This is a genomic window from Frankia sp. CcMO1, assembly GCF_977945845.1.
Genome location: NZ_CDWTMG010000094.1, coordinates 1 through 16,382 on the forward strand (window position 1 = coordinate 1; position 16,382 = coordinate 16,382).

The 16,382-nt window shown below is 69.6% G+C and carries 13 protein-coding genes and 1 pseudogene; 5 read left to right on the plus strand and 9 right to left on the minus strand.

The annotated features are described in order from the left end of the window. Window positions 1-178: 178 nt before the first annotated feature. A pseudogene (locus AC08OU_RS13065) lies at window positions 179-523 on the plus strand (recombinase family protein); the annotation flags it as partial. Between the two features lie 112 nt (window positions 524-635). Here AC08OU_RS13065 and AC08OU_RS13070 read toward each other — a convergent pair. The 6 genes from AC08OU_RS13070 to arc form a co-directional block, all read right to left on the minus strand. Then, window positions 636-926, minus strand: a complete 291-nt coding sequence (locus tag AC08OU_RS13070; RefSeq protein WP_476600148.1) for a hypothetical protein — start codon at window positions 924-926, stop codon at window positions 636-638. Between the two features lie 185 nt (window positions 927-1,111). Further along, entirely contained in the window at window positions 1,112-1,834 is a 723-nt protein-coding gene (prcA, locus tag AC08OU_RS13075; RefSeq protein ID WP_023841072.1) for a proteasome subunit alpha, read from the minus strand. A 1-nt stretch (window position 1,835) separates the two neighbouring features. Continuing rightward, on the minus strand, window positions 1,836-2,660 hold the full coding sequence (gene prcB / locus AC08OU_RS13080) for a proteasome subunit beta (protein ID WP_476600144.1): 825 nt from the start codon (window positions 2,658-2,660) through the stop codon (window positions 1,836-1,838). A 343-nt stretch (window positions 2,661-3,003) separates the two neighbouring features. After that, window positions 3,004-3,222 (minus strand): ubiquitin-like protein Pup, encoded by a 219-nt coding sequence (locus AC08OU_RS13085; RefSeq protein ID WP_476592864.1) that lies wholly within the window; start codon window positions 3,220-3,222, stop codon window positions 3,004-3,006. A gap of 183 nt (window positions 3,223-3,405) precedes the next feature. Beyond that, window positions 3,406-4,923, minus strand: coding sequence for a depupylase/deamidase Dop (gene dop / locus AC08OU_RS13090; RefSeq protein WP_476592863.1), 1,518 nt, complete (start codon window positions 4,921-4,923; stop codon window positions 3,406-3,408). Window positions 4,924-5,238: 315 nt separating this feature from the next. Next, window positions 5,239-7,044, minus strand: a complete 1,806-nt coding sequence (gene arc, locus AC08OU_RS13095) for a proteasome ATPase (RefSeq protein ID WP_476600142.1) — start codon at window positions 7,042-7,044, stop codon at window positions 5,239-5,241. A 143-nt stretch (window positions 7,045-7,187) separates the two neighbouring features. Here arc and AC08OU_RS13100 point away from each other — a divergent pair, with 143 nt between their 5' ends. Continuing rightward, window positions 7,188-7,487 carry a ferredoxin gene (locus AC08OU_RS13100; protein ID WP_476592861.1) on the plus strand — a complete coding sequence of 100 codons (300 nt, stop codon included), beginning with the start codon at window positions 7,188-7,190 and terminating at the stop codon, window positions 7,485-7,487. A gap of 93 nt (window positions 7,488-7,580) precedes the next feature. Here AC08OU_RS13100 and AC08OU_RS13105 read toward each other — a convergent pair whose 3' ends face one another. Next, window positions 7,581-8,561 carry a tRNA (adenine-N1)-methyltransferase gene (locus tag AC08OU_RS13105; protein ID WP_476600146.1) on the minus strand — a complete coding sequence of 327 codons (981 nt, stop codon included), beginning with the start codon at window positions 8,559-8,561 and terminating at the stop codon, window positions 7,581-7,583. A 44-nt stretch (window positions 8,562-8,605) separates the two neighbouring features. Then, window positions 8,606-9,808, minus strand: coding sequence for a site-2 protease family protein (locus tag AC08OU_RS13110; protein WP_476600140.1), 1,203 nt, complete (start codon window positions 9,806-9,808; stop codon window positions 8,606-8,608). An 85-nt stretch (window positions 9,809-9,893) separates the two neighbouring features. Between AC08OU_RS13110 and AC08OU_RS13115 the strand changes: the two genes are divergently transcribed. The 3 genes from AC08OU_RS13115 to AC08OU_RS13125 all read left to right on the plus strand — a co-directional run bounded on the left by AC08OU_RS13115 (window position 9,894) and on the right by AC08OU_RS13125 (window position 15,098). Then, window positions 9,894-10,805 carry a RecB family exonuclease gene (locus AC08OU_RS13115; protein WP_476600139.1) on the plus strand — a complete coding sequence of 304 codons (912 nt, stop codon included), beginning with the start codon at window positions 9,894-9,896 and terminating at the stop codon, window positions 10,803-10,805. A gap of 347 nt (window positions 10,806-11,152) precedes the next feature. Then, window positions 11,153-12,562 (plus strand): ABC transporter ATP-binding protein, encoded by a 1,410-nt coding sequence (locus AC08OU_RS13120; protein ID WP_476600137.1) that lies wholly within the window; start codon window positions 11,153-11,155, stop codon window positions 12,560-12,562. Between the two features lie 4 nt (window positions 12,563-12,566). Next, window positions 12,567-15,098 carry an ABC transporter permease gene (locus AC08OU_RS13125; protein WP_476600135.1) on the plus strand — a complete coding sequence of 844 codons (2,532 nt, stop codon included), beginning with the start codon at window positions 12,567-12,569 and terminating at the stop codon, window positions 15,096-15,098. A gap of 138 nt (window positions 15,099-15,236) precedes the next feature. Here AC08OU_RS13125 and AC08OU_RS13130 read toward each other — a convergent pair whose 3' ends face one another. Continuing rightward, window positions 15,237-15,935 carry an endonuclease domain-containing protein gene (locus tag AC08OU_RS13130; RefSeq protein WP_462187506.1) on the minus strand — a complete coding sequence of 233 codons (699 nt, stop codon included), beginning with the start codon at window positions 15,933-15,935 and terminating at the stop codon, window positions 15,237-15,239. Between the last annotated feature and the right edge of the window lie 447 nt (window positions 15,936-16,382).

A 16,382-nucleotide genomic window follows, 5' to 3' on the forward strand; every position in this document is an offset into this window, starting at 1 on the left:
GGATCATGCAATCCGAAAATCACCATCAGATCCACGGCCAACCCCGGGACGTACTTCCCAAACAGGCCCTAGTGGAGCCGTCGTGTCAATGCGATAGTGTCCCGCTCCACCCGCTCCACCCGCTCCACCCGCAACCCGCGCGACCCCGATGGGCCGCATGCTGCTCCAGATGCTCGCCATGTTCGCGCAGTTCGAACGCGACACGATCATCGACCGGGTCATCGTCGGCATGGAACGCAAAGCCGCCAAGGGCCTGTGGATGGGCGGCAACCGGCCCTTCGGCTACCAGGTCGACCGCGCCAACTGGAAACTGCTCGCCGACGAGAAGGAAGCGCCCGTCGTCCGTCTGATCTTCAACCTCTACGTCCGCGACCGGCTCGGCACCCGCGCCATCGCCAAGACCCTCAACGAACGCGGCCACCGCACCACCACCGGCGGCCCCTGGTCCGGACACCAGGTGCTCCGCGTCCTGGACAACCGCATCTACCTCGGCGAACTGACCTTCCGCGAGATCACCGTCACCGACACCCACGAACCGATCATCGACGCGGCCCAGTTCGCTGAGGCCGAGAAGATCCTCACCATCCGCAGCGACGAACACACCCACCGGGCCGCCAGCGACTCCGACTACTACCTCACCGGCCGGATGCGCTGCCCGCAGTACCGCGCTCGCCGCCTTCTACCGCGACCACCAGCAGCTCATCGCCGACGCCGTTCACCACGCCCGCCAGCTCCACCACAACGCCCACGCCGACCGCATCGGCGAACTCGCCACCGTCCAGACCGACCTCACCCAGACCGACCAGGCCATCGACCACTACCTGTCCGCCTTCGAGCGCGGCACCCTCGACGAAAAAACCCTCGCCACCCGACTCGCCGCCCTGCGCACCAAGCAGAAGCAGCTCCGCCGCCGCCCTACCAGCCACAACGCCCCCGAAAGGAGCGGTTCGTACAATGCCAAACATGGTGGGGCGGGTGAGACTCGAACCCCGGGATGCCACGCGGAGCTCGGCATCCCGGGGTTCGGGGAGTCCTCCCCCGGTGGACATCGCGGCCTGCCAGGAACCGACCGATGGCCGGCGAACACGGTGGGCCGGTCGGGTGGCCGGGGTCAGGTGGCCGAGGTCTGCGCGAGCAGCCCCTCGAGTGCCGGGCCCACGATCCGCTTGAACATCCGTCGGGTCCGGGTCCGGTCCAGCATGCCGACCTCCAGGTTGGCGGCCGCGAGGACCCGCTCGCCATTCTGCGGCAGGCCCGGGGGCACCCCGACGGTCAGGGCCTGCACCGCGACGCGCAGCGCCTCGGCGAGCGGCTGGCCGTCCCGGTGATGCTCCTTCAGTGACGTCGTGACCTGCTCGGAGGCGCCACCGATCGCGACGAAGCCCCGCTCGTCGGCGATCGACCCGTCATAGGTCAGCCGGTAGATCTGGTCGTCGGCGATCGAGGTGCCGACCTCGGCGACGACGATCTCGACCTCGTAGGGCTTGACGCTCTCGCTGAAGATCGCACCGAGGGTCTGCGCGTAGGCGTTGGCGAGCGCGCGGCTGGTCACGTCACGCCGGTCGTACATATAGCCACGCGAGTCCATGAGACGGATGCCCGCCGTCCGCAGATTCTCGAACTCGTTGTACTTGCCGACCGCGGCGAACGCGATGCGGTCGTAGATCTCACTGATCTTGTGCAGGGTCGCCGACGGATTCTCGGCGACGAACAGGATCCCGTTCTCGTAGGTGAGGACGACGACGCTGCGACCCCGCGCGATGCCCTTGCGCGCGTACTCGGACTTGTCGCGGACCTGCTGTTCGGGGCTCGCGTATCCGAACGGCATGGTCACGTCAGCCTCCCGAGTTCGTCGAACGGTCCGCGATGATGGCCGTCACCACTGGTTCTATCTCATCGTCGGCATAGCGACGGTAGCCGTCCGCCGTCACGACCGCGACGATCGGGTACAGCTTGCGGATTACGTCCGGCCCGCCGGTCGCCGAGTCGTCGTCGGCGGCGTCGTAGAGGGCCTCGACGCTGATCCGGACGGCGTCGTCCTGGCTGAGATCGGACCGGAACCGCTTCTTCAGCGAACCCTTCGCGAACACCGAGCCCGAACCGATCGACTCGTACGTGCGCTCCTCCGACTTCGCCGCCGCGATGTCGTAGGAGAAGATCCGCCCCTTGCCCGTGTCGAGGTCGTACCCGGCGAACAGCGGGACGACGGCGAGGCCCTGCAGGGCCATCGGCAGGTTTCCCTTGACCATGGCCGCCAGCCGGTTGGCCTTCGCGTCCAGGCTCAGCGTCGACCCCTCGATCTTCTCGTAGTGCTCCAGCTCCACCTGGAACAGCCGGATCAGCTCGGCGCCGACCCCGGCAGTGCCGGCATACCCCACACAGGAGTAGTCGTCGGCGTGATGGACCTTCTCGACGTCCCGCTGAGCGATCATGTGCCCCTGTGTCGCGCGCCGGTCACCGGCCATGATCACGCCACCGGAAAACGCCACCGCCACGATCGTCGTGCCGTGCGCCACCTCGGTGACCGGCCCCGGCAGGCCACCCCGGGCCCCCGGCAGCAGGTGCGGCGCCGACCGCGACAGGAAATCGGCGAACGACGATGTTCCCGGCGTCATGAACACAGCCGGTAGGCGCCCGGCGGCCCCCAATGGATCAGCCACGCATCCCCCTTCCGATAGTCGGTCACGTGAGCCGCGCGCCCGGGGCGTCCCCGAGGCTCCCGGCCCGACGTTACAGATGAAGCACAACATAGGGCTATCGCCCCCCGAAGCGGGCGGGCAGGCCGGTCGAACGAGTCGGCAGGGAAGGCGGTCACGGCCGCACGTGCGGCCCGCCGACCTGCGCCGGGGCACGCGGACGGTGCGGCGCCGGGCCCCCGCGGCACGCGGCCTCACCCGGCGGCGTCGACCCCGCCAGAGCTACCACCGCCGGGCGTCATCCACGACGCCCGATACCACTGGCTACCGGCCCGCCGGTTACCGGACGGCCGGCTACGGACCGCCGTTACTGGCCGCCCTTCTGGACATAGCCCTTCACGAACTCCTCGGCGTTCTCCTCTAGGACGTCGTCGATCTCGTCGAGCAGGGAATCGACGTCCTCGGAGAGCTTCTCGTGCCGCTCCTTGAGGTCGGAGGCACTCGTGTCCTCGGTCGCGACGTCGTCGATCTCCTCCGCCCGACGGTCCGCGTGTTGCTGCCCGCCGCCGCTGTCCCTGGTGGCCATGAAGCCCTCCTTCGATCGCCTGGCGCGACACTATCCCGCCCCACCGACACCATCCGTTCGATCGGTGAGAGGTCCACTCCATCACGAACCGGCCGTTCCGTCGCGACGTCCGCCCAGGGCGCAACGTGAACCCCCTGCCAGGGATCCGGCGCCGGCTCTCCCGACCGGGATCGGCGCCGGCTCTCAGCGGCCGGCGAGCGCGTCCACCAGATCACTCGCCGTGGGGCAGCGGGTGAGCAGCTCGCCCACGTGCGCCTTCGTGCCGCGCAGCGGCTCCAGCGTCGGCACCCGCTGCAACGAGTCCCGACCGATGTCGAAGATGACCGAGTCCCAGGACGCGGCGGCGACCTGCTGCGGGTAGAGCGCGAGGCAGCGGCCCCGGAAGAAGGCGCGGGTGTCCTCGGGAGGCTCGGTCATCGCCCGGGTGACCTCCTCCTCGCTGACGACGAGATCGAACCGGCCCCGGGCCACCAGGCGGTTGTAGAGGCCCTTGTCCGGACGGACGTCGTGGTACTGCAGGTCGACGAGCTCCAGCCGCGGCGAGTCCCAGGCCAGGCCGTCCCGCGACCGGTAGCCCTCCAGAATCGACAGCTTCGCGACCCAGTCGAGCTCGCGGACGCAGCTCATCGGGTCGACCTCGAGGCGGCCGAGGATCGACTCCCAGCGGGAGAGCATGTCGGCGGTCTGGCCGTCGACGTCGGCACCGAACCGGTCCTCGACGTACTTGCGGGCCTGCTCGAAGTACTCCATCTGCAGTTGCACCGCGGTCATCCGACGACCGTCGCGCAGAGTCACCAGATGCTTGAGGGACGGATCGTGCGAGATCGCCCGCAGCGCCGCCACGGGCCCGTCCACCGACAGGTCCGCGGTGAACCAGCCGTCCTCGATCATCGCGAGGACCAGGGAGGTCGTTCCCACCTTCAGGTAGGTGGCGACCTCGCTCATGTTCGCGTCGCCGATGATGACGTGCAGCCTGCGGTACTTCTCCGGGTCGGCGTGCGGCTCGTCCCGGGTGTTGATGATGGGCCGCTTCAGCGTGGTCTCGAGCCCCACCTCGACCTCGAAGAAGTCGGCCCGCTGGCTGATCTGGAACCCCGGCTCCCGGCCGTCGATGCCGATCCCGACCCGCCCGGCCCCGCAGACGACCTGACGGGAGACGAAGAACGGGGTGAGGTTGCGGACGATCTCCCCGAAAGGCGTCGACCGTGCCATCAGGTAGTTCTCATGGCATCCGTACGAGACGCCCTTGTTGTCGGTGTTGTTCTTGTAGAGGTAGACCGGCTTGGAGCCGGGCACAGACAACGCCCGGCGGGCGGCCTCGGCCATCACCCGCTCCCCGGCCTTGTCCCACAGCACGACGTCGCGAGGGTTGGTGACCTCGGGCGAGGAGAACTCCGGGTGCGCATGATCGACATAGAGCCGCGCCCCGCTGGTCAGGATGACGTTGGCCAGGCCGAGATCGTCCTCGTTAGCCGGGGCGCTCGGATCGACCGCCGGCTCGCGGGGCAGTTCGAAGCCCCGGGCGTCGCGCAGCGGTGACTCCTCCTCGAAGTCCCACCGGGCGCGGCTGCCCGACGCCGACGTTCGACTGGCATACGAGTTCACCACCAACGACGAGGCCAACATCTGATTGGTGTTCGGCTGACCGGGCACCGATACGCCGTACTCGGTCTCGATCCCCATGATCCGGCGCGCGCTCACTCTGCAAGCGTAGGTGCTGCACGGGCGGTCGGTTGGCCGGACGTCTGCCTTGTTTGCTCTGGGCCGCTCGGGATGACACGTCCGCTGCCACGCCTATCGTCAGAATTCGGTGGCGGCACGGTAGTCCGACCGACCGGCGTTCACCGAGGATGCGGGCGGAAGGATACACCCAGGGGTGCCAGTGCCGCAATGCCCAGAGCAACGCCGCCCAGAGCAACGCCGTGGGCCCCGGGGCCCACGGCGTTGGCTCGGGTCCCGCCGTCGGGCGGGACCCGAGCCCCTTACAGGTACCGGCCGTTACAGGTACTGCGACCGTTACAGATACTGGCCGGTGTTCGCGATCGTGTCGATCGAACGGCCGGCCTCGGTACCCTTCGTTCCGGTGACAAGCGTGCGGATGTAGACGATCCGCTCACCCTTCTTGCCGGAGATCCGGGCCCAGTCGTCCGGGTTGGTCGTGTTCGGGAGGTCCTCGTTCTCCTTGAACTCGTCCATGCAGGCGGCGAGCAGGTACTGCATGCGCAGCCCCTTCTGCCCGCCCTCGATGTGCTCCTTGACCGCCATCTTCTTGGCCCGGGCGACGATGTTCTCGATCATCGCACCGGAGTTGAAGTCCTTGAAGTACAGGACCTCCTTGTCTCCGTTGGCGTAGGTCACCTCGAGGAAGCGGTTCTCCTCGCTCTCCGCGTACATCCGCTCGACCACGCGCTGGATCATGGCCTGAACGGTCGCCTCCCGGTTACCGCCGAACTCGGCCAGGTCATCCGGGTAGAGCGGCAGCTCCGGCACGACGTACTTGGCGAAGATGTCCCGAGCCGCCTCGGCGTCGGGCCGCTCCACCTTGATCTTCACGTCGAGCCGACCCGGCCGCAGGATCGCCGGATCAATCATGTCCTCGCGGTTGGACGCGCCGATCACGATGACGTTCTCAAGCTGCTCGACGCCGTCGATCTCGCTGAGCAGCTGCGGGACGATCGTGTTCTCCACGTCCGAGGACACCCCCGAGCCACGGGTCCGGAAGATCGAGTCCATCTCGTCGAAGAACACGATCACCGGCATCCCCTCGGACGCCTTCTCGCGCGCCCGCTGGAACACCAGCCGGATCTGCCGCTCGGTCTCGCCGACGAACTTGTTGAGCAGCTCGGGACCCTTGATGTTCAGAAAAAACGCCCGACCGGTGCCCTGGCCGGTCTTCGCCTCGACCTTCTTGGCCAGCGAATTGGCGACCGCCTTGGCGATCAGCGTCTTGCCGCAGCCGGGCGGGCCGTAGAGCAGCACACCCTTCGGTGGCTTGAGCTGATGCTCCCGGTAGAGCTCCTTGTACAGAAACGGCAGCTCGACCGAGTCCCGGATCGACTCGATCTGGCTCTTCAGGCCGCCGATCTGTTCGTAGCCGATGTCGGGAACCTCTTCGAGGACGAGCTCCTCGACCTCGGACTTGGGAATCCGCTCGAAGGCGTAGCCAGAACGGGATTCGATCAACAACGAGTCCCCGGACCGGATCGGTCCGTCGAGCAGCGGCTGGGCCAGCATGACCACCCGCTCCTCGTCGGTGTGACCGAGCACCAGCGCCCGGTCCCCGCCCTCGAGGACCTCTTTGAGTAGGACGATCTCACCCTGCCGCTCGAACGCGCGCGTCTCGACCACGTTCAGCGCCTCGTTGAGCATGACCTCCTGGCCGGGCAAGAGATCACTGATGTTGACGCTCGGCGACACGGTCACCCGGAGCTTTCTGCCCTGAGTGAACACGTCGACGGTGCCGTCGTCGTAGGAGGAGACAAAGATCCCGTAGCCGCTGGGCGGCTGCGCGAGCCTGTCGACCTCCTCCTTCAGGGTGACGATCTGGTCTCGCGCCTCGCGGAGGGTCGCGACGAGCCTGTCGTTCTGTCCCGTGACAGCCGACAACTCCGCCTGGATCTCCGCGAGCCGTTCCTCCAGCACCCTGAGCTGCCTGGGCGATTCGGACAACCTACGCCGCAGCATGGTCACTTCCTCTTCCAGGAAGGCGACCTGCGTCGTGAGCTCGTGTGTTTCCTTCTCGTACGCCGACCGCCGTGATTCGGCATCACCTGGACGACCCGTGCTCCCATCGGAGCCAGAGCCCGAACGGGGACCGGACACTGCGCCTCCACCTCCCCCGTGCTGACCGGGACGCACCCACACTACCGTTGTGACCGCCGCTGGCAGGCCGGTCGGGCAAGGACGATCCAGCTTTGCCGTAAACAGCGGGTTACGGTGCCATGCTGACAGAAGATCGGAGCCCTGTGGCAACTCCAGCGAAGCCGGGCGTTTCGGCAGACCTGCGGGTAAGGGTCGACCAAGATGCCTGCACCGGCGACGGTCTGTGCGTGCAGCTCGCTCCCGCCGTCTTCGAGTTCGACGTCGACGGTCTGGCCTACGTCAAGGACAGCGCGGGGGAGCTGCAGATGCAGCCCGGCGCCTACGTCCCGGTGCCGCTGCCGCTCGTCGACGCGGTGGTCGACGCGGCCGACGAGTGCCCGGGGACGTGCATCTACGTGGAACGCCCCGACGGCACGCTGGAGGCCGGCGGGCCCGTCGGCTGACGACTGGCCCGCCCGGCCGGCACACTCGCGACCACGGCCTGCCCCATGGAACCCCATGGGAATGGCCTGCCCCCTGGGACCCCATGGGATACGTCACATCGGCTGGATCGTCGCCGACCCTGGGTCGGCATCCCGGGACCGGTCGGTCTCGGACCCGGTCTCAGAGCTGGGCTCGGACCCGGGCTCGAGGGCGGGGTCGAGGCCGATCGGCGCGCCTTTCGCCGGCCGGCGGCGGCGCACCGGAGGAGTGACCCCCTCGGCGAGGCGCCGCGCGGTCACCAGGAAACCGGTGTGGCCGACCATGCGGTGACCGGGCCGCACGGCCAGACCCTCGACATGCCAGTCCCGCATCATCGACTCCCACGCCGCGGGCTCCGTGAACGTGCCGTGCGCCCGTAGCGTCTCGACGATCCGGGAAAGCTGGGTGGTGGTAGCGACGTAGGCACAGACCACCCCGCCGGGCACCAGCGCCGCGCTGACGGCGTCAACGACCTCCCAGGGCGCGAGCATGTCGAGGACGGCCCGGTCGACGTCACGCTCGGTTGTCTCGGCCAGGTCCCCGACCAGCACGGTGTGGGCGGGATGCGGGCCGCCGAAGAACGCCTCGATGTTGCGCCGGGCAATCTCGGCGAAGTCCGCGCGCCGCTCGTAGGAGACCAGACGCCCGGAGTCGCCGATGGCACGCAGCAGCGAGCACGACAGCGCCCCGGACCCGACGCCGGCCTCCAGCACCCGGGCGCCCGGGAAGATGTCCGCATAGGTGACGATCTGCGCCGCATCCTTGGGGTACACCACGGTCGCCCCGCGCGGCATGGACAGCACGAAGTCGACGAGCAGCGGGCGCAGCGCCAGGTAGTCGGTGCCACCCGTGCTGGTGACGACGATCCCCTCCGGCCGGCCGAGCAGGGCGTCATGCTCGACGGCTCCCCGGTGGGTGTGAAACTGCCTGCCCGGTTCGAGGACGACGGTGTGCCGGCGCCCCTTGGGATCGGTCAGCTGCACCCGGTCGCCCTTGGTGAACAGGCCCCGGCGATGAGCGGCGCCGGTCGGGGGCGGAGCGTAACCGCCGGCCAGGGACGGCACCTCCCCCGGGGACACCGGCTCGTCGGGCGGGGCGCTCACCGGGACGCCACCATGCGGGCGGCGGCGGCCGGATCGATATGGGCGACGAGATCCACCATCGCGAGCACGCCGACCGGGCGGCCCGCCTGCTCCACGAGGTACTCCGACGCCGGCACCCGCTGCACAGCCGCCAGCAGGGCCTCGCCTTCCAGATCGGCGTCGAGGACCATGCCGGGCGAGATCACCCGACTCACTTCATCCACGGTCATCCAGGGTCTCCGATGCTCCGGCAGCGCGTCGACCGCGGAGCCATTCATGATCTTCAGGGGACTGTCGTCACGGTCGATCACCGCGACGGCGGTGGCGCCGACCTCCTGGGCTCGCCGCAGCGCCTCCGCCAGCGGGACGGCACCCTCGACGGGCAGCGTCCGGCGCGCAAGGCGGCCGGCGCACAGGCCGGGCAGCCGCTCCCGCACCTGCGCGGCGCGCAGCGACTGGTAGGCCGCGAACGCGAGGAAGCCCGCCAGGGCATAGGTGTACACCATGCCGATGCCGTCGGAGGTCGACGCACCCCAGACGACCAGGCCGGCGGCGACGACGAACCCGCCGTAGGCACCGGCCCGCAGCCCCCGCAGCTTGTCGCGCGTCAGGCCCCACACCGCGGCGACGACCACCCGTCCACCGTCCAGCGGGAGGCCGGGTGCCAGGTTGAAGAGGAACAACGCGATGTTGATGAGTCTGAGATCGTGCAGGACCGCGCCGGCATCGCTGGTGTCGTCGAGGCCGAGCAGGCCGAGGTGACAGCCGGCGGCCAGCACCCCGTTGACCGCCGGGCCGACGAAGGCGATCAGGAACTCGCGGCCGGCACTGCGGGGCTCCGGCTCGAACTCGGTGAACCCGGCGAAGCCGTGCAGGGTTACGGACCGCACGGTGTGACCGAACGCCAGCGCCGTCAGAGCGTGACCGATCTCGTGGGCGAGCAGGGAGGCCAGGAAGCCGATAGAGATCAACGAGGAGAGCGCGAGGGTCCGCCCGTCGGACGCCAGCGGCAGCCGGTCGCGGATCGAGCCGGAGAGCAGGTAGGCGACGAGGACGGCAAAGACGATGGCGAACGGCGAGATGACGATGGGAACGCCGCGGATCCGCCCGACCAGCACGCCGGGGGGGCGCTCACTTGGAGCCTGCCCCGCCGGGCTCGCGCCGCCGTGGGCGCTCGAGCCTGCGCCGCCCGAACCCGCGCCGCCGTGCTGATCCGCCATGGATCCGATGCTACGGACCATACTCCGACCCGTCGTCCGGGACCGAGTGGCAAAGATGTCGGTGGGGGGATCTAGGGTCCAGGACATGACCTCGACGCAGCGCTCTCCTGCCATCCCGGGACCGGTGGCGTCGGCCGCACCCCGGCCGTTGATTGGTTCACTGTCACCGTCGCGGGCGGCGGACTTCGTCAACTGTCCGTTGCGCTACCGGTTCCGGGTCGTCGACCGGCTCCCCGAGCCGCCGAGCGAGGCCGCGACCCGCGGGACTGTGGTGCACGCGGTCCTGGAGAAGCTGTTCGATCTCCCGGCGTCCCGGCGTACCCTGCAGGCCGCACGGGAGCTGGTCGAGCCGGCCTGGGATACGGTGCGCGCCCGCGAGCCGGCGGTCGATACGCTGTTCGGTGGCCGCGACGAACTGGCGGCATGGTTGGAGTCGGCCCGCGAACTGCTCGCCGGGTACTTCGCGCTGGAGGATCCGTCACGACTGGCGCCGGTGGCCCGCGAGCTGTACGTCGAGCACGTGCTCGACTCCGGCCTGCGGCTGCGGGGCTACCTGGACCGGCTCGACGAGGCGACCACGGCGCAGGGACCCGCCCTGCGGGTGGTCGACTACAAGACCGGCCGCTCGCCCGGTCCGGCGTTCGAGAGCTCGGCGATGTTCCAGATGAAGTTCTACGCCCTGCTGCTCTGGCGGATCCGTGGAGTGCTCCCGCGCGAGCTGCGGCTGTACTACCTCGGCGACCGCACCTGGCTGCGGGCCACCCCCGACGAGGCCGACCTGCGGGCCACCGAGCGGCGGATCGAGGCCCTGTGGGCGGCGATCGACCGCGCGCACCGCACCGGGGACTGGCGCGCCACCCCGAACAGACTGTGTTCCTGGTGCGACCATCAGGCTCGATGCCCAGCCTTCGGCGGCACCCCACCACCGCTACCGCAGCAGACATCCATGGTGCCGCTCGACGAGGCCGCCACCACCGTCTGCGAGGCGGACGGCTGATGGCGGTCTCAGGCCGGGCCCCGTTCCCCGCGGACAGCCCGTTTACGGTGCCGACATCCTCGGCTCGCCGGCGGCGGTGGCTCCACCGGGCCTCCTCGGGGGCACTCCAGATCACCCGATTACCAAAAGTAATATCGATCGGATCTTCAGTACTGCCAGCGGTACAGTCGGCGACGGCGAGATGCCGATCATCGTTCGGTCGTTGGGGAGATCGACCACGGTAGCCGAACGGCCGCCCCAGGTCAGTCGGGGCCGAGCGCAGGCAGGACAGGCACGACGTGTCGAGAGAGACCGTGTCGAGAGACGTCGAGAGAGACACAGCGCGCCGCGAGGGAGAGGACATCACGATGGCCCGACGGACCGGATCGTCCCGAGGCGGGAAGCGGGGCGCGGTCGCGGGCAGCCCGCCCGGCCGGGAGGACCGCGGGTCGCGGCCCGGCGAGTACGCTGCCGGCCGCGACGGCCGGGCTCCCGAGCACCCGGGCGGCCGGCGAGAAGACGGACCGGACGCCGCACCCGCGGCCCGCGCCGCCAAGCTGACGAAGGTCTATGGCTCCGGTGATACCACCGTCACGGCACTGCGCGAGATCAACCTGGCCTTCCCCCGCGGCCGATTCACCGCAATCATGGGGCCGTCCGGGTCGGGGAAGTCGACGCTGATGCACTGCCTGGCCGGGTTGGACACGGTCACCCGGGGACGGGTCTTCATCGGCAATGTGGACCTGTCCCGGCTGTCCGACAAGCAACTGACCCAGTTGCGTCGCGACCGCATCGGGTTCATCTTCCAGCAGTTCAACCTGCTGCCCACGCTGACCGCGGCCGAGAACATCACGCTGCCGTTGAGCATCGCCGGGCGTTCGCCGGACCGGGCCTGGATGCGCACCGTCGTTGACGCGGTCGGTCTCGCACCGCGGTTGAAGCACCGGCCGAGCGAACTCTCGGGCGGTCAGCAGCAACGGGTTGCCTGCGCGCGGGCACTGGTCACCCGGCCGGAGATCATCTTTGCCGACGAGCCGACCGGCAACCTCGACTCCCGGTCGGGAGCCGAGGTGCTGTCGTTCCTGCGTGACTCGGTCTCCGAACTCGGGCAGACAATCGTCATGGTCACCCACGACGCGACGGCGGCGTCCTACTCGGACGAAGTGATCTTCCTTGCCGACGGTCGACTCGTTGACGCGATCGCGAACCCGACCGCGGAGGAGGTGCTGGACCGGATGAAGCACCTCGACGCCGCCGCGGACGGCTTGGCGGCCGACGGCGAGATCGCTGACGGCCGGGACGGTGGCTTCGAAGAACACGACGCCGACAGGCGCACCCCCCGCTACCGCGACGACCATAACGACACCGACGGTCGCTACGGGCCTGCCGGTGGCTACCCAGACCAGGTCTACCCAGACCAGCCGACCTACGGGCGGGACGAGCACGATCCCTATCAGAGCCATTACCCGGAGCGGCGCACCGGCCAGTTCGAGGCAATCCCCGCCCCGGACCTCGGGCCCGACGCCGGTGGGCAGCCGGCCTCCAGGCGGGTCGGCGGCACGCGCCACGGTGAGGAGTACCACTCCGGCCGCTCCCACCACCGGCCGGTGCCGAGCCCTGGCGGCGGGCCTCCACTCACCGACCCCGGCCGCACCGGCGGTTTCGGTCCTCGCCCCGGCCATGTTGACGGCTCCGGCCATGTCGACGGCCCCGGCCGTGTTGACGGCGGACGGGACAGTTACCACCCGGATGACACGGAGCCGGCGGGCTGGACCTGAGCCGATGCTGCGCGCCACCCTCAAGAGCCTGCTGGCCCGCAAGGTCCGGCTGGTGCTCTCCATGCTGGCGGTCGTCGCCGGGGTGAGCTTCGTGACCGGGACCCTGGTCCTGACCGACACCCTCAACCGGACGTTCGACACCCTCTTCACCAACATCAACAAGAACGTCAGCGTCGCCGTGCGCTCGGTCAACGCGATCGACCCGACGAGCGACGTCGGCCGCCCGCCGCTACCGGCCTCGCTCCTCCCCACCGCCGCCGGAGTGGACGGGGTGCGGGTGGCGGTTGGCAAGGTCAACGGCCAGGCCGTCCTCGTCGACCCGGCCACCGGCAAGCCCTCGAACACCAACGGTGCGCCGGGGATCGGTATCAGCTGGACCGGGGATCAGCCCACCTCGGCGGAGGAGATCGCCGAGGGTCGCCCGCCCGGCCCCGGGGAGATCGTCGTCGACCGGGCGACCGCGGAGAAGCTCCACCTGCCGCTCGGGGCAAAGATCTCGGTGCAGACCAAGGGTCCGCCCGCGCAGTACACCCTGGTCGGCACCTTCCGGATCGGCGGTCAGGACAGTCTCGGGGGCGCCGCCATCACCGCGTTCGACACCGCCACCGCCCAGCGGGTCCTGCTCGCGCCCGACCGGTTCAGCGCGATCCACCTGGCCGCCAAGCCCGGCCTGACCCAGGAGGAGCTGCGGGCCCGAGTCGCCGCCGCGCTCCCGCCGGGTGTCGAGGCGATCACCGGCAGGCAGTTAGCGGATGAGAGCGCCAGTGCCGTGCAGAACGCCGTCAGCGGCTTCTCCACCTTTCTGCTGATCTTCGCCGCCATCTCGGTCTTCGTTGGCGCCTTCATCATCTTCAACACCTTCACGATGCTCGTCGCCCAACGGGTGCGGGAACTGGCCCTGCTGCGAGCGATCGGGGCGAGCAAACGTCAGGTCCAGGTGTCCCTGCAGGTCGAAGCGGCGCTGGTCGGCTTCGCCGGGGCCAGTGCCGGCCTGGTGGCCGGCGCGGGGCTCGCGCTGCTGCTGCGCGCCGCCGTCGGCCTGTTCGGCGTGGAGCTGCCCAGCGGTGCGCTGGTCTTCCGCCCCCGCACCGTCGTGATCGCCTACACCGTCGGTGTGCTCATCACCGCCGCGGCGGCGTTCGTGCCAGCCCGCAAGGCCGCGTCGGTGCCACCGATCGCGGCGATGCGGGAGACCTACGTGCTGCCGACCCGCTCGCTGCGCTCCCGGGCGATCGCCGGGTCGGTGCTCACCGCGCTCGGCATCGTCCTGATGATCCTCGGCACTGCCTCGGCGGGCAAGCCGGGAGCCACCGCCGTCGGGGTGGGCGCGGCGGGGATCTTCCTCGGCGTCGCCACCCTCTCACCGCTGCTGTCCGGACCGATCATCCGGATCCTCGGCGCACCGTTGGCGAGGATGTTCGGGGCCACCGGCCGGCTCGGCCGGGAGAACGCGATGCGCAACCCGCGCCGGACCGCCTCCACCGCCTCCGCGTTGATGATCGGACTCGCCCTGGTCAGCGCCTTCTCCGTGCTCGGACAGTCGATCAAGGAGTCGGTGCGGGAGACAGTGTCGAACAGCCTCGGCGCCAATTTCTACCTGACTCCCCAGAACTTCGGGCAGGGATTCAGCGGTGAGGTGGCTCGCGAGCTGGCCGGCAAGCCCGGCATCGAGATCGCCACGGGTCTTCGGGGCGGCCTGGTGAAGATCTCCGGGCAGAGCTCCCAGGTGCTGGCCGGCGACCCGGCGGGTCTGGTCAAGATGCTGGCCATCAAGGAGGTGACCGGTGACGTCCACGCCCTCGGCGACGGCACGATCCTGGCCGAGGACTCCACCGCCGCGGACCACCAGCTACGGGTGGGGCAGAAGGTCCCGGTCACCTTCGCTGACGGCCGCGCGGAGCTGACCCTGGTGGGCACCTACAAGAAGAGCCAGGTAGCCGGCAAGTGGATCATCTCCACGAGCGAGTTCGCCCGGCATTCCACCGATGACCTCGACCTGTTTGTCCTGGTGAAGAGGGCGAGCGGGGCAGACCCGGCGATGGTCCGGGCCGAGATCGCCACGGTGGTCAAGTCGTTCGCCACCGTGGCGGTCCGGGACCAGTCCGAGTTCGTCGCACAGCAGGAGAAGCAGGTCGACCAGCTGCTCGGGTTCATCTACGTGCTGCTGGCCTTGGCAGTCGTCATCGCACTGTTCGGTATCGTCAACACCCTGGCGCTCTCGGTAATCGAACGGACCCGGGAGATCGGTCTGCTGCGTGCGGTCGGCATGACGCGGTCGCAGATGAGGCTGATGGTCATCCTTGAATCAATGATCATCTCGGTCTTCGGAGCCGTGCTGGGCGTCGTCGTCGGGAGCATCTTCGGCTGGGCGCTGACGAAGGCGCTGGCCTCCCTGGGAATCAGCACGTTCGCCTACCCGGTACGGACGATCCTGCTCGTGGTCCTCACCGGGGCGATCCTCGGCGTGCTCGCCGCCGTCTTCCCCGCCCGGCGCGCCGCCCGCATGGACGTCCTGCGCGCCATCTCCGCCGTCTGACCCAGCACCCACCAGCACCGGCCAGCACCCGGAACGGGCGAATCTGGGGGAGCAAGGCACGGTCCCGGCCCCGCGAACCGTGCCTTGCTCCCCCGAACTCCCCCGAACTCCCCCGGGCCCCCGGGCTCCCCCGCCAGGTCACTGCTGCCGCTGGCGGAGGAGCATCTGCTCCACCATCTCCACGACGTATCTTCGCCGGCTCAGGGCATCGGCCCAGGTGAACCGGAGGAGCCTCCAGCCGAGGGCGAGCAGGGCGTTCTGCCGGACCCGATCCCGGAAGAGTGCGTGGGGATCCTCGTGGAAGGCGGCGCCGTCGGCCTCGACGGCCAGCAGACAACTGGGCCAGGCCATGTCCAGCCGCGCAACGAGCCCCGCAGATCGGCCCCTGCCGGCGGACGAGGTCGTCGGAGCCGAGCCCGAACCGCCGGGTGAGAGTTGGCCGGGCACGTCGGGCTCCCATACCGGCCATTGGAGCTGTTCGGGCGCCAGACCCGCATCGGTGAGCAACAACCGCAGTCGCGTCTCCAGCGGAGACTCGGCCCGTCGGTCGACCAGATCGAACCAACCTCGCCGTTCGGCTGTGCCCCAGCGGCGCGCGGCCGCCGCCCGCACCCGGTGGACGTCGTCCAGATGCCCGCCCCGCAGGGCGGCGTCCAACAGGCTGACCGCGGTCTCCCGATCACTGTCCAGCACGAGATCGGCCAAAGTCCGCTCGACCGTCGTCACCGGAATACCCGACAGCAGTCGCCGTTCGTCAGCGTCGCACCAGCCCCGGTGCACCACCAGCCCCGGAGTGTGCGCCACCGCGCCCACCGCAGGGGGGACAAGAAGATGCACCGACTCGGCTTGGTAGGCCGTTCGTCGCCGCCCCGTATCCGTTGCCTCGCGGGGAACCGACCCCGGCAGACCCGGCCGGGAGGGGTCTCCTGCCGGGGCGGAGCGGTCGATGGGAGACCGTGACGGCGAGCGCACGGAATCGCACCATCGGGCCCCATCGGGCCGCGGGCTCGCCCCGTCCACAATGGCAGGGACCTCGGAAGACCCTCCAGGGCGAGAAGGCGCGCGGCGGTGATACCGCAGACAACGGCCCTGGGACGACCGACCAACGCAGCCCGCACGGACCCACGTACGGCATGGGCACCGGGCAGGAGGAACGTGCCCCGATAGGGAACCGACCACGCATCGTCGCGTATCAGCCGGTTGAGCTGACGCCGGGTGATACCGAACGCCCGGATCTGCGGCCAGGTGAGCATCCCGTCCTGGCGGGCGTCTAGGCTTGTCTTC